The 22,081-nt window shown below is 65.5% G+C and carries 26 protein-coding genes and 1 tRNA gene; 11 read left to right on the forward strand and 16 right to left on the reverse strand.

The genetic code is table 11. From position 1 onward, the window contains the following. On the reverse strand, positions 1-645 hold the full coding sequence (locus tag A6F68_RS15235) for a histidine phosphotransferase family protein (protein ID WP_067680421.1): 645 nt from the start codon (positions 643-645) through the stop codon (positions 1-3). Between the two features lie 127 nt (positions 646-772). Then, entirely contained in the window at positions 773-1,168 is a 396-nt protein-coding gene (locus tag A6F68_RS11950) for a M67 family metallopeptidase (protein ID WP_157096726.1), read from the reverse strand. 16 nt (positions 1,169-1,184) lie between these two features. Between A6F68_RS11950 and A6F68_RS11955 the strand changes: the two genes are divergently transcribed. Next, complete coding sequence (locus A6F68_RS11955) at positions 1,185-2,129, forward strand: RluA family pseudouridine synthase (protein WP_067680428.1); 945 nt, start codon at positions 1,185-1,187, stop codon at positions 2,127-2,129. Between the two features lie 124 nt (positions 2,130-2,253). After that, the gene (rpoH, locus tag A6F68_RS11960; RefSeq protein WP_074428350.1) at positions 2,254-3,180 is read left to right on the forward strand and encodes an RNA polymerase sigma factor RpoH; all 927 of its coding nucleotides are present in this window, start codon (positions 2,254-2,256) and stop codon (positions 3,178-3,180) included. Positions 3,181-3,237: 57 nt separating this feature from the next. Here rpoH and A6F68_RS11965 read toward each other — a convergent pair whose 3' ends face one another. Next, on the reverse strand, positions 3,238-3,498 hold the full coding sequence (locus tag A6F68_RS11965) for a DUF4242 domain-containing protein (protein WP_232308132.1): 261 nt from the start codon (positions 3,496-3,498) through the stop codon (positions 3,238-3,240). A gap of 89 nt (positions 3,499-3,587) precedes the next feature. Between A6F68_RS11965 and mtgA the strand changes: the two genes are divergently transcribed. Further along, positions 3,588-4,256, forward strand: coding sequence for a monofunctional biosynthetic peptidoglycan transglycosylase (mtgA, locus tag A6F68_RS11970; RefSeq protein ID WP_067680431.1), 669 nt, complete (start codon positions 3,588-3,590; stop codon positions 4,254-4,256). Positions 4,257-4,260: 4 nt separating this feature from the next. After that, complete coding sequence (locus A6F68_RS11975) at positions 4,261-5,187, forward strand: cation diffusion facilitator family transporter (RefSeq protein ID WP_067680434.1); 927 nt, start codon at positions 4,261-4,263, stop codon at positions 5,185-5,187. Positions 5,188-5,199: 12 nt separating this feature from the next. Here the strand turns inward: A6F68_RS11975 and A6F68_RS11980 are convergent, their stop codons facing one another. The 3 genes from A6F68_RS11980 to A6F68_RS11990 form a co-directional block, all read right to left on the reverse strand. Further along, positions 5,200-5,637, reverse strand: coding sequence for an AAC(3)-I family aminoglycoside N-acetyltransferase (locus tag A6F68_RS11980; protein ID WP_335673627.1), 438 nt, complete (start codon positions 5,635-5,637; stop codon positions 5,200-5,202). A gap of 23 nt (positions 5,638-5,660) precedes the next feature. Then, positions 5,661-6,926 carry an ATP-dependent Clp protease ATP-binding subunit ClpX gene (gene clpX, locus A6F68_RS11985; protein WP_067682561.1) on the reverse strand — a complete coding sequence of 422 codons (1,266 nt, stop codon included), beginning with the start codon at positions 6,924-6,926 and terminating at the stop codon, positions 5,661-5,663. A 183-nt stretch (positions 6,927-7,109) separates the two neighbouring features. Then, positions 7,110-7,814: an ATP-dependent Clp protease proteolytic subunit gene (locus tag A6F68_RS11990; protein WP_067680440.1), complete on the reverse strand. Its 705-nt coding sequence runs from the start codon at positions 7,812-7,814 to the stop codon at positions 7,110-7,112. A 172-nt stretch (positions 7,815-7,986) separates the two neighbouring features. On the opposite strand from A6F68_RS11990, the gene A6F68_RS11995 reads away from it, so the two are divergent. Next, positions 7,987-9,453 (forward strand): amidase, encoded by a 1,467-nt coding sequence (locus tag A6F68_RS11995; RefSeq protein WP_418368994.1) that lies wholly within the window; start codon positions 7,987-7,989, stop codon positions 9,451-9,453. Here the strand turns inward: A6F68_RS11995 and A6F68_RS12000 are convergent. The 3 genes from A6F68_RS12000 to A6F68_RS12010 all read right to left on the reverse strand — a co-directional run bounded on the left by A6F68_RS12000 (position 9,384) and on the right by A6F68_RS12010 (position 11,568). Further along, complete coding sequence (locus A6F68_RS12000) at positions 9,384-9,815, reverse strand: DUF1622 domain-containing protein (RefSeq protein ID WP_067680446.1); 432 nt, start codon at positions 9,813-9,815, stop codon at positions 9,384-9,386. The genes A6F68_RS11995 and A6F68_RS12000 overlap by 70 nt on opposite strands. Before the next feature lie 47 nt (positions 9,816-9,862). Beyond that, on the reverse strand, positions 9,863-11,422 hold the full coding sequence (tig, locus tag A6F68_RS12005) for a trigger factor (RefSeq protein WP_067680449.1): 1,560 nt from the start codon (positions 11,420-11,422) through the stop codon (positions 9,863-9,865). A gap of 61 nt (positions 11,423-11,483) precedes the next feature. Beyond that, a tRNA-Leu gene (locus tag A6F68_RS12010) sits at positions 11,484-11,568 on the reverse strand. Positions 11,569-11,706: 138 nt separating this feature from the next. On the opposite strand from A6F68_RS12010, the gene A6F68_RS12015 reads away from it, so the two are divergent. Together A6F68_RS12015 and A6F68_RS12020 are read left to right on the forward strand one after the other, a co-directional pair. Then, positions 11,707-11,886 carry a hypothetical protein gene (locus tag A6F68_RS12015; protein ID WP_067680452.1) on the forward strand — a complete coding sequence of 60 codons (180 nt, stop codon included), beginning with the start codon at positions 11,707-11,709 and terminating at the stop codon, positions 11,884-11,886. A gap of 40 nt (positions 11,887-11,926) precedes the next feature. Continuing rightward, positions 11,927-12,220 (forward strand): DUF3297 family protein, encoded by a 294-nt coding sequence (locus A6F68_RS12020; protein ID WP_067680455.1) that lies wholly within the window; start codon positions 11,927-11,929, stop codon positions 12,218-12,220. On the opposite strand, the gene A6F68_RS12025 is transcribed toward A6F68_RS12020, so the two are convergent. After that, positions 12,221-12,940, reverse strand: a complete 720-nt coding sequence (locus A6F68_RS12025; RefSeq protein WP_084001808.1) for a CHAP domain-containing protein — start codon at positions 12,938-12,940, stop codon at positions 12,221-12,223. Positions 12,941-13,031: 91 nt separating this feature from the next. Between A6F68_RS12025 and der the strand changes: the two genes are divergently transcribed. Then, entirely contained in the window at positions 13,032-14,432 is a 1,401-nt protein-coding gene (gene der / locus A6F68_RS12030) for a ribosome biogenesis GTPase Der (protein ID WP_067680458.1), read from the forward strand. Here the strand turns inward: der and bfr are convergent. The 4 genes from bfr to A6F68_RS12050 all read right to left on the reverse strand — a co-directional run bounded on the left by bfr (position 14,429) and on the right by A6F68_RS12050 (position 17,754). Continuing rightward, positions 14,429-14,911, reverse strand: a complete 483-nt coding sequence (gene bfr, locus A6F68_RS12035; RefSeq protein WP_067680461.1) for a bacterioferritin — start codon at positions 14,909-14,911, stop codon at positions 14,429-14,431. The genes der and bfr overlap by 4 nt on opposite strands. A gap of 111 nt (positions 14,912-15,022) precedes the next feature. Next, positions 15,023-15,211 (reverse strand): (2Fe-2S)-binding protein, encoded by a 189-nt coding sequence (locus A6F68_RS12040; RefSeq protein ID WP_067680464.1) that lies wholly within the window; start codon positions 15,209-15,211, stop codon positions 15,023-15,025. Between the two features lie 68 nt (positions 15,212-15,279). Continuing rightward, positions 15,280-16,572, reverse strand: a complete 1,293-nt coding sequence (locus tag A6F68_RS12045) for a DUF418 domain-containing protein (RefSeq protein ID WP_232308134.1) — start codon at positions 16,570-16,572, stop codon at positions 15,280-15,282. Between the two features lie 9 nt (positions 16,573-16,581). After that, positions 16,582-17,754, reverse strand: coding sequence for an SPOR domain-containing protein (locus A6F68_RS12050; RefSeq protein WP_067680469.1), 1,173 nt, complete (start codon positions 17,752-17,754; stop codon positions 16,582-16,584). Positions 17,755-17,978: 224 nt separating this feature from the next. Here A6F68_RS12050 and A6F68_RS12055 point away from each other — a divergent pair, with 224 nt between their 5' ends. The 3 genes from A6F68_RS12055 to A6F68_RS12065 are packed head-to-tail and all read left to right on the forward strand — an operon-like array spanning position 17,979 to position 20,627. Next, the gene (locus tag A6F68_RS12055) at positions 17,979-18,704 is read left to right on the forward strand and encodes a ParA family protein (protein WP_067680472.1); all 726 of its coding nucleotides are present in this window, start codon (positions 17,979-17,981) and stop codon (positions 18,702-18,704) included. Positions 18,705-18,730: 26 nt separating this feature from the next. Next, positions 18,731-19,225 carry a hypothetical protein gene (locus A6F68_RS12060; protein ID WP_067680474.1) on the forward strand — a complete coding sequence of 165 codons (495 nt, stop codon included), beginning with the start codon at positions 18,731-18,733 and terminating at the stop codon, positions 19,223-19,225. 28 nt (positions 19,226-19,253) lie between these two features. Continuing rightward, positions 19,254-20,627, forward strand: coding sequence for an SPOR domain-containing protein (locus tag A6F68_RS12065; protein WP_067682568.1), 1,374 nt, complete (start codon positions 19,254-19,256; stop codon positions 20,625-20,627). 63 nt (positions 20,628-20,690) lie between these two features. On the opposite strand, the gene A6F68_RS12070 is transcribed toward A6F68_RS12065, so the two are convergent. Further along, positions 20,691-21,509 carry a hypothetical protein gene (locus A6F68_RS12070; protein ID WP_198152600.1) on the reverse strand — a complete coding sequence of 273 codons (819 nt, stop codon included), beginning with the start codon at positions 21,507-21,509 and terminating at the stop codon, positions 20,691-20,693. Between the two features lie 76 nt (positions 21,510-21,585). After that, positions 21,586-22,074, reverse strand: coding sequence for a VTT domain-containing protein (locus A6F68_RS12075; RefSeq protein ID WP_067680476.1), 489 nt, complete (start codon positions 22,072-22,074; stop codon positions 21,586-21,588). Positions 22,075-22,081: the final 7 nt, after the last annotated feature.

Raw genomic sequence — 22,081 nt, forward strand, 5'->3', positions numbered from 1 at the left:
TCAGCCCTCGGGAAGCACCGCGCCGAGGATCAGCGCTTCGTCGGACAGCATGTACTGCAGGCCCCCGCCGGCCTGCCTGGCCAGCAGCGCCAGCATGTGCGCCGCGGCCGTGCGGCTGCTGAGCTCGCCGGGATCGAGCCGGTTTTCCAGTGCCCGGCCGATCGTCTGGTCAAAAGCGATCCGCGGTCCTGCGGCGCGCACCACGATCTCGCTCGATCCACCGCGGCTCTCGGCCCCGATTTCGAGCGTCCCGCCGCGCACCAGCGCGTCGAGCCCGATCTGCGCGAAATTGAGCAGGACCTTGACCGCGCCCTTGGGCAGACGGTCGGTCGCAACGCCCCACTTGAGCTCGACCCGCTTGGCGTCGCCGACCAGCGCCTCGGTCACGGCCTTCGCCTCGTCAACCGGCACGCTTTGGCCAAACCCGCCCGCCGCGCCGAACGCGAGGCGGAAGAACTTGAGCTTGTCCGCGCTGGTCTTGGCGCTCTGCTCGAGCAGTTCGAGGCATTTCTGCCGCATTTCGGGGTCGCGCTCGTCTGCCAGCAGCTCGAGGCCGTTGGTCAGCGCACCGACCGGCGAGAGCAGGTCGTGGCAAAGCCGCGAACAGAGCATGGCGGCGAGATCGAGTTGGTCAGTTTCGTTCATTTAGGTCGAAATCATCCTGAATGGTGTCACACCTGTCACAGTGTCCTGAGAAGAAAGACCGGCACCCCCAGCCCCGCGAGAACAAGGCGGCGGCAGACAGGGCGCGGGAAACGGCATGGGCGCCGTCCTAGCCGCCCGTCACGCGGTAGGAAAGCGGTTCGAACCCGCCGGGCCCATCGCGCCACCAGCGCACTGTCCCTTCGCCGACGATGGCCCACACCTTGCCGTCTCCCGTGGCGTGCGCGCGATCGGTTGCAGAAGGTTCGGGCCGCCCCGCCGGGTGGGAATGCCAGTACCCGATGACCTCGGGACCGCCCGCCCGCGCAGCACGGTGCGCTTCGATCAGGGCGCGCGGGTCGATCTCGAAATGCGTTTCGGGGCGAGGATGCACGTTGTCGCAAGCGCGAACCTCGCCGATCACGTCGTTGCTGCCCAGCAGCAGCCCGCACGCCTCGCGCGGATGCGCCTTGCCCGCGCAGTCGATGAGTTGGTCGACGAGGGTGCTTGAGACTTCGCGCGGCATCGCCCATCTCCCTAGCATGGGGGACGGCGAAATCATCACCGGCATGCTGACGACGCCCGGTCGCCTCGACAAGGCACTGGCGGAGGCCACCGGACTGTCGCGCGAACGGGTCAAGTCGCTGCTCGGCGAAGGCGCGGTGACGATCGGCGGGCAGATCGTCGCGAGCGGCTCGGCCAAGGTCGCAGGCGGCGAGCCATTCGCAGTCGCCCTTCCCCCGCCCGCACCGCTCGACACGGTGGCACAGGACATCCCGCTCGACATCGTGTTCGAGGACGAGCACCTGATCGTCGTCGAAAAGCCCGCAGGTCTCGTCGTGCATCCCGCCGCCGGCAATCTCGACGGAACCCTCGTCAACGCGCTGCTCCATCATTGCGCGGGTCGGCTGTCGGGGATCAACGGGACCTTGCGCCCGGGCATCGTGCACCGGATCGACAAGGACACCTCCGGTCTCCTCGTGGTCGCCAAGAGCGATGTCGCGCACGAGGGGCTGGCCCGGCAGTTCGCCGATCATTCGATCGAGCGGACCTATCTCGCGGTCACGGGCGGCCACCCGCGGCCGACCGAAGGCCGCATAGAGGGGCGCATCGGCCGGTCCGACGCCAACCGCAAGAAGATGGCCGTGCTGCCCGACAAGTCGCCGCGCGGGAAACACGCGGTCACGCACTACCGGACCTTGCGCCCGTTGACCCACGCGGCGCTCGTCGAATGCCGGCTCGAAACCGGGCGCACGCACCAGGTCCGGGTTCACCTTGCGTCAATCGGCAATCCGCTATTGGGAGACCCTGTGTACGGACGCACTCCAGCGCCTTTGCGCCCCCTGCTCGCGGAGCTCGATTTCCGCCGCCAGGCACTGCATGCGGCCAGCCTCGGCTTCGCCCATCCCGTTACCGGTAACCGGCTCGCCTTTGCGAGCGAACTACCTGCCGACATGGCGGAACTAATCGACCGAGTTGCACATTGAAATCGACGAAAAGCACTCGAATCGATCGAGTGCCAGCGCTATATAGCAAGGAGCGTGCTCCAACCGACGGATGCCCATCAGGGGTCCCGATAACGAGAGCGACGCAGGAAAGGTCAGGGTTAAAGTGAGCAATACCAAGACAGTATCTGTCCCGGCGCTCAGCGGAGAGCAGAGCCTCAACCGCTATCTCGCCGAAATCAAGAAATTCCCCATTCTGACGCCCGAGCAGGAATACATGCTCGCCAAGCGTTATGCCGAGCATGAGGACCCCGAAGCGGCGGCCCAGCTCGTCACCAGCCACCTGCGCCTCGTGGCGAAGATCGCCATGGGTTACCGCGGTTATGGCCTGCCGGTCAGCGACCTCATCTCAGAGGGCAACGTGGGCCTGATGCAGGGCGTCAAGAAGTTCGAACCCGATCGCGGCTTCCGCCTCGCGACTTACGCGATGTGGTGGATCAAGGCCTCGATCCAGGAGTTCATCCTCCGCTCGTGGTCGCTCGTGAAGATGGGCACCACCGCGGCGCAGAAGAAGCTGTTCTTCAACCTGCGGCGGATGAAGAAGGAACTCGAAGCCTACGAGGATTCCGACCTCCATCCCGACGACGTGACCAAGATCGCAACCGACCTCGGCGTGCCCGAGCAGGAAGTGATCAACATGAACCGCCGGATGATGATGGGCGGCGACGGGTCGCTCAACGTCTCGATGCGCGGAGCCGAGGAAGGCTCGGGCGAATGGCAGGACTGGCTGCAGGACGACCGTCCGCTGCAGGACGAAACCACCGCCGAGGCGGAAGAGGCGACGATGCGGCACGAGATGCTGGTCGAGGCGATGGACAGCCTCAACGAGCGTGAGAAGCACATCCTCACCGAACGGCGCCTGACGGACAACCCGCAGACGCTGGAGGAACTGTCGCAGCAGTACGACGTCAGCCGCGAACGCATCCGCCAGATCGAGGTGCGCGCGTTCGAGAAGCTCCAGAAGGCGATGCAGCGCATCGCCGGCGAGCGGCTCGCACCGGCCGGAAGCCTCGCGGCGCTGGCCGCGGGCTGACAGCCCGAACGCAGGGAAAATCGAAGGGCCGCTCCCGATAAGGGGGCGGCCCTTTCGCTATCCGGCGGTCGCCGGACTGATGATCGTCTTTACTTCAGATACTGAATTGGCCGGGAAGCCCGACTTTTCGGCGTGTTGCCGGATCAGGTCCTCGCTGGGCGCGGAATAGACGCAGTAGATCTTGTCGCCGGTAACGTAGCTGTGGTTCCATTCGATCTCGGGGCCGAGATCCTTGAGGACGCTGCACGAGTGCTGGGAGGCACCTTTCAGTTCGTCGTCCGACAGCGCACCGGCTCCCGGCATTTCACGTTCGATCACGAATTGCGGCATGGGCATTCTCCGAAACGACCCGCCGCAGATGTGCACCGCTTGCGGGGCGAAGTCGATACCCCTAGCAACGGTGCCCGATGCTGTGGTTCGCAAAGCTGGTCGCCAAGTTTGCCTTAGGGTTCGTCGCGCTCAGCCTGCTGCTGGTCGTCGTCTTCAAGTTCGTGCCGGTACCTTACACCGCGACCATGCTGATGGACCCCAACCCGGTAGTCCGGAACTGGGAGCCGTTGTCGAGCATCGACCGCAACCTAGTTTCGGCGGTCATCGCGGCCGAGGACGGCAAGTTCTGCAGTCACGACGGTTTCGACCGGGAAGCGATCGAACAGGCAATCCAGCGCAACATGGAAGGCGGGCGCATCCGCGGTGGCTCCACGATCAGCCAGCAGACCGCCAAGAACGTGTTCCTGTGGCAGGGCGGCGGATACGTCCGCAAGGGCTTCGAGGCCTGGTTCACCTTCCTGATCGAAAAGATCTGGGGCAAGCGGCGGATCATGGAAGTCTACCTCAACGTCGCCGAGACCGGGATCGGGACCTACGGCGTCGAGGAGGGTGCTTTGCGCTATTTCCGCCATTCGGCCGACCACATGACACGCACTGAGGCGGCCCGGATGGCGGCCGCCCTGCCCCTGCCGAAGAAACGCTCGGTCGTGAACCCGACAGGATTCACCCGTCGCTACGGCAACACCATCGCCGCCCGGATCGGAGTGGTAAGGCGCGACGGGCTCGACGCCTGCGTCTACGAATAGGGCTATGGGCGCGGGGCACTCTCACGATCACGGTCATGGCCACGGCCACGGCCACGGCCATGCGCACGGTCCGGTCGATTACGGCCCGGCTTTCGCGATCGGCGTGGTGCTCAACCTCGCCTTCGTCGGGGTCGAGGCGGTGGCCGGGGTCCTGTCGGGCTCGATGGCGCTCATCGCGGATGCCGGGCACAACCTGAGCGACGTGCTCAGCCTCGCACTCGCGTGGGGCGCCAGCGTGCTCGCCAAGCGACCACCCGCCGGCCGCTTCACCTACGGTTTCAAGAGTTCGACGATCCTCGCCGCGCTGGCCAATGCGGGGCTCTTGCTGGTCGCGATCGGCGGGATCGCGTTCGAGACGCTCAACCGCATGGGCGAGCCGCCCGCCGTCGAGGGGCGCACGATGATCATCGTCGCCGGGATCGGCATCCTGATCAACGCGGGCACCGCGATGCTGTTCGTGCGCGGTCGCAAGCACGACATCAACATTCGCGGCGCGTTCCTGCACATGGCGGCGGATGCGCTGGTAAGCCTCGGCGTGGTTGTCGCGGGCGCCTTCATCCTGTGGACCGGCGCGCGCTGGATCGATCCTGCGACGAGCCTGGTCATCGTCGCGGTGATCGCATGGGGCACCTGGGGTCTGCTCAAGGACAGCCTGAAGCTGGCACTGAACGCGGTGCCGGGGCACATCGACGAAGCCGCCGTTCGCATCCACCTGGCCTCACTGCCCGGCGTGACCGCGGTCCACGACCTCCACATCTGGCCGATGAGCACGACCGAGGCCGCGCTGACCGCGCACCTCGTGATGCCCGGCGGTCACCCGGGAGACGCCTTCCTCCGGTCGCTCGCGCACGACCTCGCACACGAACACGGCATCGCGCACGCGACCGTGCAGATCGAGACTGCGCGCGAGAAGTGCGGCGCTGACTGCTGATCTGACCGAAGGTCAGGGGGTGATGTCGAAGTGTATGACATCCTCGCGCGAACCGAGCTTGGCGTAGAGCGCGATCGCCGGTTCGTCGCCGTGATCGGCCTGGACATAGATAACCCATGCCCCCACGTCCCCCGCGATCGACTTCAGATGCTCAATCATCCGTTCGGCAATCCCCTGTCGACGCCAATTTTCGTCGACCGCAAGATCGTAGATGTAGATTTCGCTCCGCGCCTGCTCGAACTTCGGCAGCACGTAGGCACTCATCGCTCCCACGATAGTGCCGCCATCTGCCGCGACGAGCTGGATGAAATCGTCGCGCGCGAGCAATCGTTCGAGGTAGGTGTCATCGGGCTGCGCCGCGCGATAGCTCGGCACGTCGTCGAAGGAATCAGCGTACACGTCGAGCGCTGACCGCATGGCCGACACATCGTCGGAGCTGAGCCTCCGGATATCCGTCTCGAACGAAGGCGGGCTCAGGCCGCCTCTTCCTTGCCTTTCTTGGCCTCGACCACGCGAACGGGATCCTTGCGACCCTCGACGACGTCCTTGTCGACGACGATCTCGGTCACTCCGTCCATGTCGGGCAGGTCGAACATCGTGTCGAGCAGGATGCCTTCCACGATCGAACGCAGGCCGCGGGCGCCGGTCTTGCGCTGGATCGCCTTCTCGGCAACCGCACGCAAAGCGTCGTCGGTGAACGTGAGGTCCACGTCTTCGAGCTCGAAGAGCTTGCAGTACTGCTTGACCAGCGCGTTCTTCGGCTCGGTGAGGATCATCACCAGCGCGTCGACGTCGAGGTCGTTCAAGGTGGCGATCACCGGCAGGCGGCCGACGAATTCGGGAATCAGGCCGAACTTGAGGAGGTCCTCGGGCTCGCATTTCTGGAGCAGTTCGCCCACGCGGCGCTTGTCGGGATCGGCAACGTGCGCGCCGAAGCCGATCGAGCGCTTCTGCAGGCGGTCGGCGATGATCTTCTCGAGGCCGGCGAAGGCACCGCCGCAGATGAACAGGATGTTCGTCGTGTCAACCTGCAGGAATTCCTGCTGCGGGTGCTTGCGCCCACCTTGCGGCGGGACACTCGCGGTGGTGCCCTCCATGAGCTTGAGCAGCGCCTGCTGCACCCCCTCGCCCGACACGTCGCGCGTGATCGAGGGGTTTTCCGCCTTGCGGGTGATCTTGTCGATTTCGTCGATGTAGACGATGCCGTGCTGCGCCTTCTCGACGTTGTAGTCGCTTGCCTGCAGCAGCTTGAGGATGATGTTCTCCACGTCCTCGCCGACATAGCCGGCTTCGGTCAGCGTCGTGGCGTCGGCCATCGTGAACGGCACGTCGAAGGTGCGCGCCAGTGTCTGCGCGAGCAGAGTCTTGCCCGAGCCGGTGGGGCCGACGAGCAGGATGTTGGACTTCGCCAGCTCGACGTCGCCCGCCTTGCCGCTGTGCTTCAGCCGCTTGTAGTGGTTGTGCACCGCGACCGAGAGCACGCGCTTGGCGCGATCCTGGCCGATCACGTAGTCGTTGAGCGTGGTGAAGATGTCGAGCGGTGTGGGAACGTCGCCTTCCTTGCGACCGGCGATCCCGGCCTTGGTCTCTTCACGGATGATGTCGTTGCACAGCTCGACGCACTCGTCGCAGATGAACACCGTCGGGCCCGCGATCAGCTTGCGCACCTCGTGCTGCGACTTGCCGCAGAAGCTGCAGTAAAGGGTGCTTTTGGAGTCGGTTCCGCTCAACTTGGTCATATCCTGGCTTTCGAAGCCCAAAACGCCTCGCGACCGAGACAGGGATTCGTCGACCCTAAGGCCGGATTCTCGATAATCAACTCATTGCGCCTAGCACAGCGGCCTTGCGACAACCTGAAAGTGCAGGGTTGCCGAATTGCTACGGTGCGGCGTCCCGCGCTGGGGCATGCCGGCGTTGAGACCTTATTCGGGCGCTCCGCCGGATCCCTCGGCGTCGGCCGCGGCCTCACCCTCGGGGCGAGTCTCGAACACCTTGTCGACGATGCCGAACTTCATCGCTTCCTCGGCCTCGAGGAAGGTGTCGCGGTCCAGCGCCTTCTCGATCTCGGTCAGCGAACGACCGGTGTACTTGACGTAGAGGTCGTTCATCCGCTGGCGGATGCGCAGGATCTCGCGCGCCTGGATCTCGATGTCCGACGCCATGCCGCGCGCGCCTCCGGACGGCTGGTGCACCATGATGCGCGCGTTGGGGAGCGCGATACGCATGCCCGGCTCGCCCGCCGCGAGCAGGAAGCTGCCCATCGACGCGGCCTGGCCGATGCAGACCGTCGACACGCGCGGCTTGATGTACTGCATGGTGTCGTGGATCGCCATGCCGGCCGTCACCACGCCGCCCGGCGAGTTGATGTACATGCTGATCGGCTTCGAGGGGTTCTCGCTCTCGAGGAACAGCAGCTGCGCGACGATCAGCGAGGCCATGTTGTCCTCGATCTGGTCGGTGACGAACACGATGCGTTCGCGAAGCAGGCGGCTGAAGATGTCGAAGCTGCGTTCTCCGCGGCTGGTCTGCTCGACCACCACGGGCACCAGCGCTCCGGTCACGGGGTCGCGCCGGAACAGCCCCTGCGAGCCATAGGTGTCGTGCGAACCGCCGAACACATCGATCATGAGATTGTCTTCCTTCCGTCTCGTATCGGCGGCCTATGTCGCGAGTGGCTTGGCGATGTTCAAGGGGATTAACCTTCTGCCAGCGAAGGCGTTGGGGATTGACGGGAGAGCGGTGCATGGCAGTGTCGACGACATGAAATCAAATCCCAAGTTCGTTTCGTTCGCCGTTGCAATGCTGTCGATCACGGCCGGCAGCAAACTTTCCGCCAGCGAACCGGTCGACGAGGCAGCGCGTACGGCGAGTTACCTGAGCGCCATTCGGTCGCTGGACGATGGAGGCCCCATGCTGAATGCTGTGATCGTCTACGATCGCGACGCACCCGAAAAGTCCCGCGCCGCGGCCGATGCCGGACCGCTGAAAGGTCGATTTATTCTGGTAAAGGACAACGTCGAAACTCGAGAATGGCCCACCACGGCGGGCTCGCTGGCGCTGAAAGACAACCGCACCGGCCGTGACGCACCGCCAGTCGCGCGCATTCGCGCCGCCGGCGGGGTGATCCTCGGCAAGACCAACCTGTCCGAATGGGCCAACATCCGGTCGAACGATTCGTCGAGCGGCTGGAGTGCGATCGGCGGCCAGACGCGAAACCCCCATGCGATCGATCGCAACCCTTGCGGTTCATCTTCCGGGAGCGGAGCGGCGATTGCAGCTGGTATGGCCTGGGCGGCAATCGGAACCGAAACGAACGGGTCGATCACCTGCCCCGCCAGTGTCAATGGAATCGTCGGTTTCAAGCCGACCGTCGGTCTCGTCAGCCGCACGCACATCGTGCCGATTAGTGTCACGCAGGACACTGCCGGCCCGATGGCACGCAGCGTGGCCGATGCCGCGCTGCTGCTTTCCGCGATTGCCGGAAGCGATCCGGCGGACCCTGCAACAGCCGAGGCCGATCAGTACAAGACCGACTTCACCCGCAGCCTCGACACTGCTTCGCTCAAGGGGGTTCGCATCGGCGTCCTTCGCAATCAGGCCGGGACCGACCCTCGCCTCCTTGCGCTGTTCGAGCAGGCTCGAGCCGATATGGAGCGCGCGGGTGCGGTTTTCGTGGACGTCGATTTCCAGCCGGAGGGCTCATTCTGGCAGCGAAGCCTGCAAGTCCTCTTGTTCGAACTGCGCGAAGGAATGGATGAGTACCTCGCAACCCGGCCTGTCGAGGGCGGGCCTCGCTCGCTCGCGGAGGTAGTGGCCTTCAACAAGGCCAATGCCGCGCAGGAATTGCGCTGGTTCGATCAGGGCCTGTTCGAGCAATCGCTCACGACCACCGACGCCGCTGCCTATCGCGCGGCGCGCGACGCAAACCTGCGGGCGACACGGGAGGATGGTATCGATCGATTACTGCGAGAACAGAATCTCGCCGTTCTCGTGGCGCCGACAATGCAGCCGGCCTGGCCGATCGACCTCTTGGGCGGCGATAATTTCGGCGGCCGGGTGGGAGCAGGATATCTCGCCGCGATTGCCGGTTATCCTCACCTTACCGTTCCGATGGGCGCCGTGGAGCGCTTGCCCGTCGGGATCAGCTTCATGGGCGGCAAATGGCAGGATCACGCCATCCTGAAGATCGGCGCAGCTTACGAGCGGGCGCGCAGCGCTTCTGTGCCGGTTCCGTCGTTCTTGCCTTGGTCGCCGGTCGAGGACTGACGCGCCCGGCGGCCTTGCGCGGCCTCGATCTCTCGCTGGAGGAAGAAATTGAGCGCGGTGCGGATCGCGGCGATGGCGGCGAGCTGACCGATCTCGGACCAGCTCGGAGCAACCGCCGTGCGCAGGATGTCCGCGCCGAGCAACAGCTCTAGCGACAGCGCCAGCCAGCGTCCGAGCCGGAGCCGGATATCCTCCTTCGCATCGTGCGCGACGTGCGAGGGTTGGTCGCCGCTGTGGCGCCGGAACGACATGAGCAGCCGCACGATCGCCTCGGCCACAGCGTAGGCGACGATCAACGCGGCGACACCCTCGACCACCAGTGAGGTGGCGAGGGTGACTTCGCGGATCCAGCTTTCGAGCATAGAGCGGTAACCGCCGCCCAAGGGCAGCGGTTCCGCAGCGCGCCGGCTTACTTCTTGGCTGCAGCCTTCTTGGCAGGGGCCTTTTTGGCAGCAGGCTTCTCATCGGCCGCGGCCTTCTTGGCCGGAGCCTTCTTGGCTGCGGGCCTCTCGGCAGCGGGTTCCGCATCCTTCTTGGCGGCCGCCTTTTTCGGCGCAGCTTCCTTGGCGGGGGCTGCGTCCTTCTTGGCGGCTTCCTTCTTGGCCGGCGCCTTCTTCTTGGCAGGAGCCGGGGCCGGAGCCTCTTCCGCCTCGATCGCGGCCTGGAGCTCGTCGCGTGTCACTTCGCGTTCCGAAACGTCGGCCTTGTCGAACAGGAAGTCGACGACCTTGTCTTCATAGAGCGGCGCACGCAGCTGGGCGGCGGCCATGTCGTTCGTGCGGATCAGCTCCATGAACCGGTCGCGATCTTCCGGACGATACTGCTGGGCAGCCTGCTGGATGAGCATGCTCATCTCCTGCTGCGTCACCTGGACGCCGTTCGCCTGGCCGATTTCCGACAGGAGCAGGCCAAGGCGCACGCGTCGCTCGGCGATGGCGCGGTAATCGTCCTTCTCCGCCTCGATTTCCTTGAGGGCGGCGGCCGGATCCTCGTCTTGCGCAGCTTCCTGCTGGAGCTGGGCCCAGATCTGCTCGAACTCGGCATCGACCATGCCCTGCGGCACGGCGAAGTCGTGGCCGGATGCGAGCGAATCGAGCAGCTGGCGCTTCATGGCGGTCCGGGTGAGGCCACCCAGTTCCTGCTCGAGCTGGCCCTTGAGCAAACTGCGAAGCTGCTCGAGGCTTTCGAGGCCGAGGTTCTTGGCAAAGTCCTCGTCGACCTTCGTTTCGTCCTCGACCTGCACCTTGTGGACATGGATCGCGAACTGCGCGTCCTTTCCGGCGAGTTCCTTCGCCGGATAGTCCTTGGGGAACGAGACGGTGATGGTCTTGTCGTCACCCGCCTTCACACCGGCGAGCTGTTCCTCGAAACCGGGGATGAAGCGGCCCGAACCGATAACCAGGGGCGCTTCCTCCGCCTTGCCGCCTTCGAATTCGACACCGTCGATCGAACCGGTGAAGTCGATGATCAGCTGGTCGCCATCGGCCGCCTTCTTGCTCTTGGGCGCGTCCTTCCAGCTCTTCTGCTGGGCAGCGATGTTGCCCACCGCCTCGTCGACCTCGGCATCGCTCACCGGAACGGTCAGCTTGTCGAGCTTGATGCCGTCGACCGAAGGCGCCTCGATCTCGGGCAGCACTTCCAGGTCGACGGTCAGCGTGGCATCCTTGCCCTCTTCGTAGCCCTCGCCCAGCTCGACGCGCGGCTGCATCGCCGGGCGGAGCTTCTTGTCCCTCATCAGCGAATCGATGGCGCCGGTGATCTGCTCGTTGACCACCTGCCCGTGAATCGCTTCGCCGTGCATCTTCTTCACGAGGTTCGCGGGCACCTTGCCGGGGCGGAAGCCGGGCATGCGCACCTGCGGAGCGATCTTCTTGATCTCTGCGGTCACCGCGGCGTCGATCTCCTTGGCAGGGATCGTCAGCTTGTAGGCGCGGCGCAGGCCTTCGTTCGTGGTCTCTTCGATCTTCATGGGAGGTCGTAAGCCTTTGTAAAACGTCAATCTCGTGATCGCTCGAGATCGGGGCGGCGGCTGGTGCGGGCGAAGGGACTCGAACCCCCACATCTTGCGATACTGGTACCTAAAACCAGCGCGTCTACCAATTCCGCCACGCCCGCAAACCCGAACGAAGCCGCGCGGGCGGGGAACCCCGCTCGCGAACAGGGGTGCGCCGTTACAGCGCGCGCGGCGAAAGGGCAAGCGGGGGAACGTGCGACGATGGTGGACCGTTCAGGAGCCGACACGAAAGGATCATCATGGCCACCCAGCCCCCCAGCAAGCCCGATACCATCGAACCCGCCGCTCCGCCGGAGACGCCGCCGGTCATCAACCCCGGCGAAGCGCCCCCGAGCCAGCCGGACGAGAATCCGTCGGTCGAACCCGATACGATCCAGCCGGGCGAAACGCCGTCCGAAGTGCCCGCACCCAAGCAGTGAGCTTGCCGCGCGGGCGCGCTGGCACTAAGGGCGCGGCCCCATGAGCGAAGACAAAGCCCCAAGTCCGCAGGACACGCCGCCGGACCGCCTGTCGGTCAATCCGCGCAACCAGCATTTCGACCAGTCGGCGCTGGAGCGCGGGGTCGGGATCAAGTTCAAGGATCGTGTGCGCACCGACGTCGAGGAGTATTGCATCTCGGAAGGCTGGATCCGCGTGCAGGCCGGCAAGACGATGGACCGCAAGGGCCAACCTCTGACGCTGAAGCTCAATGGTCCGGTCGAGGCGTGGTTCGAGGACCTGGGCGACGAACCCCCGGTCGCGAAGAAGGCCTGATCAGCTTCCATATAGCGCGATCGCCGCGTCGATCGGATCGCGCGGACGCGTCGGCGTGCTTGCCGCGATACGACGCGGGGCATCCGCTGTCGGCTTAACCATCACAGGATCGGCGAAGCCCTTGAAGGCGGCCGCGAACGCGCTCGACGGGGCGGGAGCGAAAGCCTTTGAAGCAGGCGCAGACGACGCACTGGCGAAGACCCGCTTACGGCCCAACGGCGTACCGTCCTCACGCTCGTTGTAGATGAATCCGGCCACCGGCCAAGCGGTCGTGCCGAGATTTCCCAGCGGTGCGTACCAGACGCGTACCTGGCTCCAGTCGTTGGCGGGCGACACGTCGACCGCGCGGACATCGCGTTCGATCTGACCGCGCCGGCCGTCGATCGGCGACCAGTTGGCGTGGTCGAGCAGGACCGTGCGGCTGTCGATGACCTTCGAAACGGCCGCGACATGGCCGAGAACCATCGACCCGGTGGGCATGAAGGTCATGACCGCGCCCGGCCGCGGCGTGTTTCCGCGCCGGTACCGCCCGGCTGCCTGGTCCCACCAGGTCCGCGCGTCGCCGTAAATCTGGACCCCGGTGCGCTCGCGGGCATAGGGTACGCACTGCAAGTACGGAGCGAGTTCGGCCTCGCCCGCCGACATCTCCGCGATGTCGGCAAAAGCCGCGCTCGGTACAGCGAGCGCGCACATGGCGATGGCGAGCGAAAGACCCCTCATGTCGCTGACGGTGACAGAACAAGGTTAGCACCGGGTTACCGCCGCGCTTGCCATTCGCCGCGCGAGCGGCCACCTGCGCGCAGGCAAGCCCATGAAACCGACCGTCATCATCATCGGCCGACCCAACGTCGGCAAGTCCACGCTCTTCAACCGGCTCGTCGGCAAGAAGCTGGCGCTGGTCGACGACCAGCCCGGCGTCACGCGCGACAGGCGCATGGGCGATGCGGTGATTGCGGGGCTGGAATTCACCATCGTCGATACCGCAGGCTGGGAGGACGAGGACGCCGCGACCCTCCCCGGCCGGATGCGCAAGCAGACCGAGGTAAGCCTCGAAGGCGCCGACGCCGCGCTCTTCGTGATCGATGCGCGCGCGGGCCTGACCCCGCTCGACGAGGAAATCGCCCGCTGGCTTCGCACGCAGGAAATCCCCGTTATCGCCGTGGCCAACAAGGCCGAGGGGCGCGCGGGCGACGCCGGGCTCTACGAGGCGTTCTCGCTCGGGTTCGGCGAACCCGTCGCGCTGTCCGCCGAGCATGGAGAAGGCGTCGCCGACCTTTTCGACGCCCTCTATCCCATCATCGGTTCCTTCGAAGACGAGCGAGCCGCTTCGGACCGCGCGGGAGAAGCGCGCGACCCCGACGACCTTGAACTAGGCCCCCTCAAGCTCGCGATCGTCGGACGCCCCAATGCCGGCAAGTCGACGCTGATCAACCGGCTGCTGGGCGAGGACCGGCTGCTTACGGGGCCTGAAGCAGGGATCACGCGCGATTCGATCGCGGTCGACTGGCAATGGACCGACCCCGATGGCGAGGTGCGCGACATCCGCCTGATCGACACCGCGGGCATGCGCAAGCGCGCGCAGGTTGTCGACAAGCTCGAAAAGCTTTCGGTTGCCGACGCCAAGCGCGCGATCGATTTTGCAGAAGTCGTGGTGCTACTGCTCGATGCGACCCGCGGGCTCGAGCACCAGGACCTGAAGATCGCCTCGATGGTGATCGAGGAAGGCCGCGCGTTGATGATCGCGATCAACAAGTGGGACATGGCGGGCAGCGAACAGGTCGGCGACGCCAGCCGCCTGTTCAACGGGATCAAGGCCGCGCTCGACGATGGCCTCGCGCAAGTGCGCGGCCTGCCGCTGTTCGCGGTCAGCGCGAAGACCGGCAAAGGCCTCGACCAGATGCTCAAGGCCGCATTCGAGATCCGCGAGGCATGGTCGAAGCGCGTGCCCACCGCGGCGCTCAACCGCTGGTTCGACGATGCTCTCGAAGCCAATCCTCCGCCCGCGCCCAAGGGCAAGCGGATCAAGCTGCGCTACATCACCCAGGCTGGCACCCGCCCGCCCCGTTTCGTGGTGTTCGGCACTCGGCTCGACATGCTGCCGAAGAGCTACGAACGCTACCTCGTGAACGGAATCCGCAAGGAACTGGGCTTCGACGCCGTGCCGGTGCGCGTGGTGCTGAAGTCGCCGAAGAATCCTTACGCCAAGGACTAGTCCTCGCCCGCAGGTTCGCTCTGCAGCTGCACGTAGTTCTGCAGGCCCATGCGTTCGATCATGTCGAACTGGGTCTCGAGGAAATCGACGTGCTCTTCCTCGCTTTCGAGGATGCGCTCGAAGATTTCCCTGCTGACGTAGTCGCGGACGGTTTCGCAGTGGGCGATCGCGTCCTTGAGCAGCGGGATCGCTTCCATCTCGAGCGCGAGATCGGCCTTGAGGATTTCCTCGACCGTCTCTCCCACCTTGAGCTTGTGGATCGCCTGGAAGTTGGGAAGCCCATCGAGGAACAGCACGCGCTCCGACAGCGTATCGGCGTGCTTCATCTCGTCGATCGATTCGTGTCGCTCGTACTCCGCAAGCTTGCGCACACCCCAGTGATGCAGCACGCGGTAATGCAGCCAGTACTGGTTGATCGCCGTCAGCTCGTTGGTCAGCGCCTGGTTGAGGTAGTCGATGACCTTGGGGTCGCCCTTCATGAATCGATCTCCGGATGAAGCGCGGGGATTATGCGCTCGGCAGACTGTGGGGGCAACCGCTGATGCGACGAAAAATGGCGGAATTCCGCCATTTGCGAGTGCTTCGCAGGTTCAGGCGGCGTAGGGAATCGCGGCCAGTTCGCGCTCTTCGAAAACGATCGCATCGGCTTCCGCAAGGCAGGTGCCGCAGTTGGGACGCTTGCCCAGCGCGGCGTAGACTGCCTCGGCATCGCCGGCCGTGCGCAACGCTGCGCGGCGTAGCTCACATTCGCGGATGGCATTGCATACGCAGACGTACATCGGCGCAAGACTCCTGCGATCGATTCGCAAGGAGAGAATATGCGAACAATTCTCAATAGCAAGTATTTTTATCGCCGCAGTGGGAAGGCCTGCCGATAGGTAAGGCATCGCCAAAGCCACTCGAGCGGGCCGTAGCGATACCGCTTGAGCCACGGCTTCGACCACAGCAGCATGATCACGCATCCGGCGATCGCGACGATGTAAAGCCCCTCCCGGCTCAATTCACCGAACAGGCCCAGGCCCCAGCCCTGGAAGACGGCCAGCATGACGAGCGACGTGCCGATGTAGTTGGTAAAGGCCGCGCGGCCAGCGGCGGAAAGCCGGCTCCCCAGCCACCCCGTCGCTCCCATGCCCCACACGGCGCAGAGCGCCGCGAGACCAAGCACCATCGGCAAACGGGTGAGACCTTGCGGTCCGTAAGCGGCGAGCACGGTGCCGGTGTACGTAAAGCCGCCGAAATAGACCCACAGGCCGAGCGGCAATGTGAGGAGGAAGCCGACGATTACCCCTGCCCAGCCCCACGCCACCTGGGCACGGCGATTCAGCCGCCCGTCGAACAGGCCGACACGATAGAGCGCCATCCCTACCAACATCAGCGAAGTTGCCTCCGGCGCAGAGGACAGAAACGTGTCCCACCATTCCCACGTGTGTTCGACAGCGGAATGTCGGACGTAGTCGATCCAGGTTCCGCTCTCGGCAATGGCGGCCTCGCGCAGCCCGTCGTCCAGCTGGCTTTCGACGAATGCCCTGGTCGACTCGGCAACCCCGTCGAATTCGGGAAGGCGGCCGCGAACCGTCTCGTTGGCCGCCCAGAGCGGAGCCAGCACAACCGTGTTGTAAAAGACGCCGGCCATGTACACGGCAACCCCTACCGCGAGTTGCTGGACCCACGACCAGTTCACCGCAAAGAGCACCACCGCACCACACAGCGCGTAAAGGGCCAGGATGTCGCCCCGCCACAGCAGGTAATAGTGCGCCAGGCCGAACACGAGCAGCCAGCCGAGCCGCACGAGCGACAGCGCTATCCACCCGCCCTTCGCCTTGGCGCGATCGGTGAAGAGGATCAGGCCAGCACCGAAGAGCAAGGTGAAAAGGCCGCGCATCTTGCCGTCGACGAGCACGAATTGCGCCACCCAGAGTGCATCGGCGAGCCCGTCGTGCCCGTTCAGAAATCCCCCGGGCCAGGTGTAGGCCGTCGCCAGTGGTTGGCCCATGCCCATGATATTGGCGAAAAGGATGCCGAGGACCGCGACGCCGCGAGTGAAGTCGAGGCTGAGCAGGCGTTCGCCCGCACTCGTCGGCATCGCCCCTAGGGCAGGCTTGGAAACCACCGTCCCGGGCAAGCGGTCACCGTCGCTCACACTTCTTCCTCAGCGGGTGACGATGCAGGCGTGCCCGCTCGCCTTGAGCGCATTGCACGCACCCTGCGCCGCGCTCTGGGTCGGCCATCCCGCTGCAAAGAGCTTGGTGAGCCGGCCAGCGGGCGCCAACTGCCTGGACTTGCCGGCGAGGACAGGAACGCTCGAGACCTTGGTCCACGCCCGGTCTGCGTTGCCCGAGACTGAAAAGGCGCCGAGCTGGAGCTTCCAGGGTCCGCTGGCAGCCGGTTTCTGCCCGGCGGCGGGTTCGGCGCGCGCGGGAAGCAAGGGGGAGGATTCCGCAGTCGCGCGCGCAACCCTCTCCGGCATTGGTGCTGTGCCGGGACGGCCTGCACGGACATAGTCCGCACCCGCCGTAGCCGGGCTTTCGGTTCCCGTTGCACGCATCGCTTCCGCCACGGCCGCTTCCGCGGCGCTGATCGAGGGCGACACGGCGACCGCCGCGATTGCCTGTGGGAGGCGCGTAGGAGGAAGCGCCGTCGGCTGCGGCGCGACGGCTCGACCGGAAGGTGCATCGATCACGGCTACCGGACCGCCTTCGCCAAGGTCGGCCGCCGCCATCTGGCTCGATCGCGCGGCGTCGGCATTTGCCCGAATGGACGCGGCGAGGGATTGCGCCTGTTGCCGCTGCGTAAGCGGAACATGCTCGTCCATCTGCTTTATCGCCGGCCCAGCCTGGGGAAGGCCCGCTCCATTGGCGAGGGTCAGGAGTGCGTAGGCGCGCACCCAGTCCTTGGCGACCAGATCGCCGTTGAAGTGGGCAATACCGAGAAGATACTGAGCGCGCGGGTCCCCCCGCTCGGCCGCCGCGGTGATATAGGGCATGGCCTGCTCGCGGCGTCCGTCCTGAAACAGGAGGAGGCCGTAGTTGTCGGCCGCCTTGAGGTGCCCCTTGGCCGCGGCGCGTGCGTAATATGTCTCGGCCTGCCTGGGATCCTCGCTCACGCCCCGCCCCAAGCGGTAGGCCTGCGCAAGGTTGAACAACGCGTCGGCATCACCCTTGGCCGCCGGGGCTCGCCACTCCGCGACCGCCCTGGCGTAGTTTCCCGCGCTCCACGCATCGACCCCGGCCTTCACATCGGCGTGGGCCGCAGTGGTGATAACGAGCAGGCCAGCTCCGGCGATCCCGGTCGCTCCGGCCAGCGCTGGTTTCCAATGGAACATCGCGTTCTCGACCCCACGTCGCCCGCGCCTCCGGCACAGGCCCCAAGCAAACTGACATAGTGAACGGCCCGTTAGCAAAGAGTTTCTTTTCCCAAACTTCCGCGGTGCGCCATCCATTCATCGGTCGGCCCCGGCTTAACCCAATATTAGGGGTATGCTGCGATCTCCCGTTCCGTGAGGTGCATGGGTGCGCCTCTTCACAGGGATTTAACGGGGGATCAGCCTTGCGGGTATTGGCACTGGCTTCGCAGAAGGGCGGTTCGGGCAAAACCACTCTCTCAGGGCACCTCGCGGTGCAGGCGCAGCGCGCCGGCGCTGGCCCGGTCGTCCTTATCGACATCGATCCGCAAGGATCGCTCGCCGACTGGTGGAACGAGCGCGAGGCCGAATACCCCGCATTCGCGCAGACGACCGTCGCGCGTCTCGCCAGCGACCTGCAGGTCCTGCGACAGCAGGGCTTCAAGCTCGCCGTCATCGACACGCCGCCCGCGATCACCATGGCGATCCAGTCGGTCATCGGCGTGGCCGAGCTCATCGTGGTGCCGACCCGGCCTTCCCCGCACGACTTGCGCGCCGTCGGCGCCACGGTCGATCTGTGCGAGCGCGCCGGCAAGCCGCTGATCTTCGTCGTCAACGCTGCGACGCCCAAGGCCAAGATCACCTCGGAAGCTGCGGTCGCGCTGAGCCAGCACGGCACCGTCGCCCCGATCACCCTGCATCACCGCACCGATTTCGCCGCATCGATGATCGACGGCCGCACAGTGATGGAGGTCGATCCCGAAGGCCGTTCGGCCGCCGAGATGGCCGCTCTCTGGAACTACATTTCCGACCGGCTCGAGAAGAACTTCCGCCGCACGGTGTTCGCTGCGCCGAACGCGATGCACCATCAGCAGGCGCCCGGCGCCGCCTATCGCCCGCAAGGCGGCTTCGGCCGCCGCGTCGCCCAGTAAGCGGCGGCAGGAAAGGCCGAACTGATATGGCCGAAGCCTCCTTCGCCTCGCTCAGCCCGACGCTGCTGGCCCGAAAGGGTGGTGCCAAGCCGGCCATGCGTCCGCAGCACGCCGCGCTCGCCGCGATGCCGGCCAGCAATTCCGTTTCCGATCCCGACAAGCTCGAGGATCTGGGCTGGAACGACATGGGCGAGAACGACGACCAGGTTCAGACGGCCGAGGTCGTGCAGTTCAACCCGGGTAAGCCCGCAACGGACAACATCACCGCTCCGGAACCGACAGTCCTTCGCCAGCGCGAAACGATCGCCGAACGAATTGCGCCGGTCCGCAAGGCCAAGATCGACAAGTCGACCCGAGCCGCCTTCACGCTGCGACTCGATACCGACCGCCATCTCAAGCTGCGCCTGGCCTGCACCGTGCGCGACTGCAGCGCACAGGCGCTAGTGACCGAGGCGCTCGACGCCTTGCTGGGCGAAATGCCCGAACTCGAAGCGCTCGCCGCGCAGGTCAAGCGGCGCTGAAGAACCGGATCGACAGGGGGAAATGACCATGAGCCGCTCGGCAAGGAACACCCGCATCCTCACGCTGGCCGCGGGAACCGCGCTTGCCTCGGCAATGCTGGGAGGTTGCGCCACGCAGGCCGCGCCGCGCGCAGAGGTTTCGGCCGGCCGCGCCGACGTCGCGCTCAAGAAGGGCAAGGTCTCCACCGCCATCGCGCATGCCGAGGCCGCCGTTCTCGCCGACCCGCGCAATGCCGCCTATCGCGCCATGCTGGGCGCCGCATACATGGAGGCCGGCCGCTTCCTTTCGGCGCGTACCAGCTTCGATGACGCAATGGCGCTCGGCGACGAGACGCCTCGCACCGCCCTCGGCTATGCGCTTGCAGCGATCGCAACCGGCGATCGCGGAGCGGCGCTCGAAGTCCTCGACGACTGGCGCGACGAAATTCCCGCCGCCGACATCGGATTGGCCTACGCACTGGCCGGACAGACCGAAATGGGCGTCCACATCCTGTCGAATGCCGTGCGTAGCGGCGACAACACGCCGAAGACTCGTCAGAACCTCGCCTATGCCCTCGCCCTCAACGGCAACTGGGCCGGTGCGCGGATCATGGCGGCCGAGGACGTGCCCGCCGACCAGCTCGACGCGCGGATTTCGCAGTGGGCGGCGATGGCTCGCCCCGAGGAATCGCAGAACCGCGTAGCGGCACTGCTGGGCGCCCGCCCGGTCGCAGACGGAGGGCAGCCCGCGCAGCTTGCGCTGGCCAACCATCCGACTCATGAGCAACTCGTTGCCGAAGCCAATGCCTTCGCCTCTCCGGTAGAGGAGGCCGTGCCCGCGAACGATCTGGCCGATGCCAGCGGCGAATTGCCCGCGCTTCCCGCCGACGATGCGGGTTCCGCACAGGTCCTCGCCGTGGCACCGCAGCGCGTCGATCCGCCTGCGGACTTCCAGGCCGCGTTCGCCACTCCGGCGCCAAGCGGTGCCACTCCGGCGCAGATGATGGCCGCGGCGGTCGATTTCGCCGCGCAGCCGGTAGTCCAGCAGACCCCGACCCGCCTTGGGGCAGCCACGCCGGCACCGCGCCGCGTGGTCGATCGCGAAAACCGCGCCAGCGAGATCCTCGCCAGCGGCGACCACCTCGTGCAGCTTGGCTCGTTCTCCTCGGAAGCCGGCGCACTTCGTGCCTGGGGCATCTACGCCAAGCAGTTCCCGCAGCTGTCGCAGTTCAAAATGGTGATCACCAAGGCAGTCGTGCGCGGCAAAACGTATTACCGCGTGTCGGCAGGCGGCCTCGCCCGTGCCGAAGCCGGATCGTTCTGTTCCACGGCCAAGCGCAAGGGTCAGGGTTGCATCGCATGGGCGGCCAGTCGGCCGCTTCCGGGCGCCGTCGATACCGGCGTACGCATGGCGCGCCGCTAGGGCCTGATCATCGAGCCATCGAGGAAGGCCTCTCCCCGCGTGCGAGGAGAGGCCTTTTTCGTATCAGCGATAGAGCAGCCCCGGCGCGACCGAGTGCCACCACGGGGAATCCCACAGCAGGTTCACGACAATCGCCGTCGGCAGCATGATCGCCGCGTAGATCCAGTAGGCTCGGTGAATGCTGCGCTGACGGTACAGGTCCCACAGGAACATTGGCGCAATCGCGAGGAGCGGCCACAACTCGACCGTCAAGGGCGACTCGGGCAGGGTATGCGGCAGGAACGTCATCCGGTCGAACGCTGCCGGCAGCGGAGCGATCGTCGCCAGGATCATCAGCCGCTTGTGCAGGCCGCTGTCGCGCTTGCGCGCCCTGAGACCAAGGTAGACGAGCAACAGGAAACAGAACGCTATCCGCAACTGCAGCAGCGCAATGTTGGCCATGAAGTGCAGGAATCCTTGCACGCCCTCGCGCACTTCGGGTGATGCCGCATCGCCGAACGCCGCCCAGATGCGCAAGTTCGTGGGCACGAGCACGACCCCGGCGATGACGAGCGCTGGCGCCAGAACCATCGCTGCGACCCCAAGCTGCATGTGCATGCCCTTGCGGCCCGTCGCCATGAGCGTCGTTTGGGCGAGCAGGAGCAGGATCCATGCCCCCATCAGCACGGCATGAAGATGCATGGCTAAAGGAAATGGCGGGCGCTCGGCCCGCTCGACCGCGGCGATCTTGAAAAGCGAATCCGGAATGAAGCCGGTCAGAACGATGGCGATGAGGTACATCGCCATGAAGACATAGATCCAGCGATCCATGAACCGAGTCAACGACCCGTTCGCATTTCCATCGGTATCGAAATTGCCGGCATCCGGCGCGACTGTGGCCATGACAAGCCCCTCCCCCTCCCAGGGCGACCCATCAGTTGCAGGTTTACGCCTTCCGAGCCTTGGAGGGAAGCAAGTTCTAGAGGGCGGCTCCAGCCGTCGCAGACAGCGCAATGGCAGGAAAAGTGCCAATCATGGTAGCGGCCGCGTAGCGGTTGCGTCCTACCGCGGCGAGCGCGCAGAGGCCGGTCACGGCGATGTGCGGGATACCCGCTAGACGAAGCCCGATTATCGGAAAGATACCTCCGCGAGCTGCGAATTTCTCAAGCTTTTCCAACCGCTCTCCGTACTTTTCCCGAAGAGCAGATTGCGAGCCGCGCTCGAGCAAGGCGTAGAGCACCAGCGAGCCGATCAGCGCACCGGTTGCGACTGCGGCCATCCCGAGCAAGCCGCCGAGAAGTGCACCAGACGAGAACGAAATGGGCAGCAATGTTCCCGGAACGCCGGACGCATAAGCCGACGCGGTCAATGCAAGAAAAGCCGCCGCCAGCCATACCTCGCCAAAGGGCATCGCGAGCAACGCTTCGAAGCGAGCAATCGACAACCAATCGGTTAGCGCGAGGTCCATGATACGT

This window comes from Tsuneonella dongtanensis (assembly GCF_001698205.1).
Lineage (GTDB): Bacteria > Pseudomonadota > Alphaproteobacteria > Sphingomonadales > Sphingomonadaceae > Tsuneonella > Tsuneonella dongtanensis.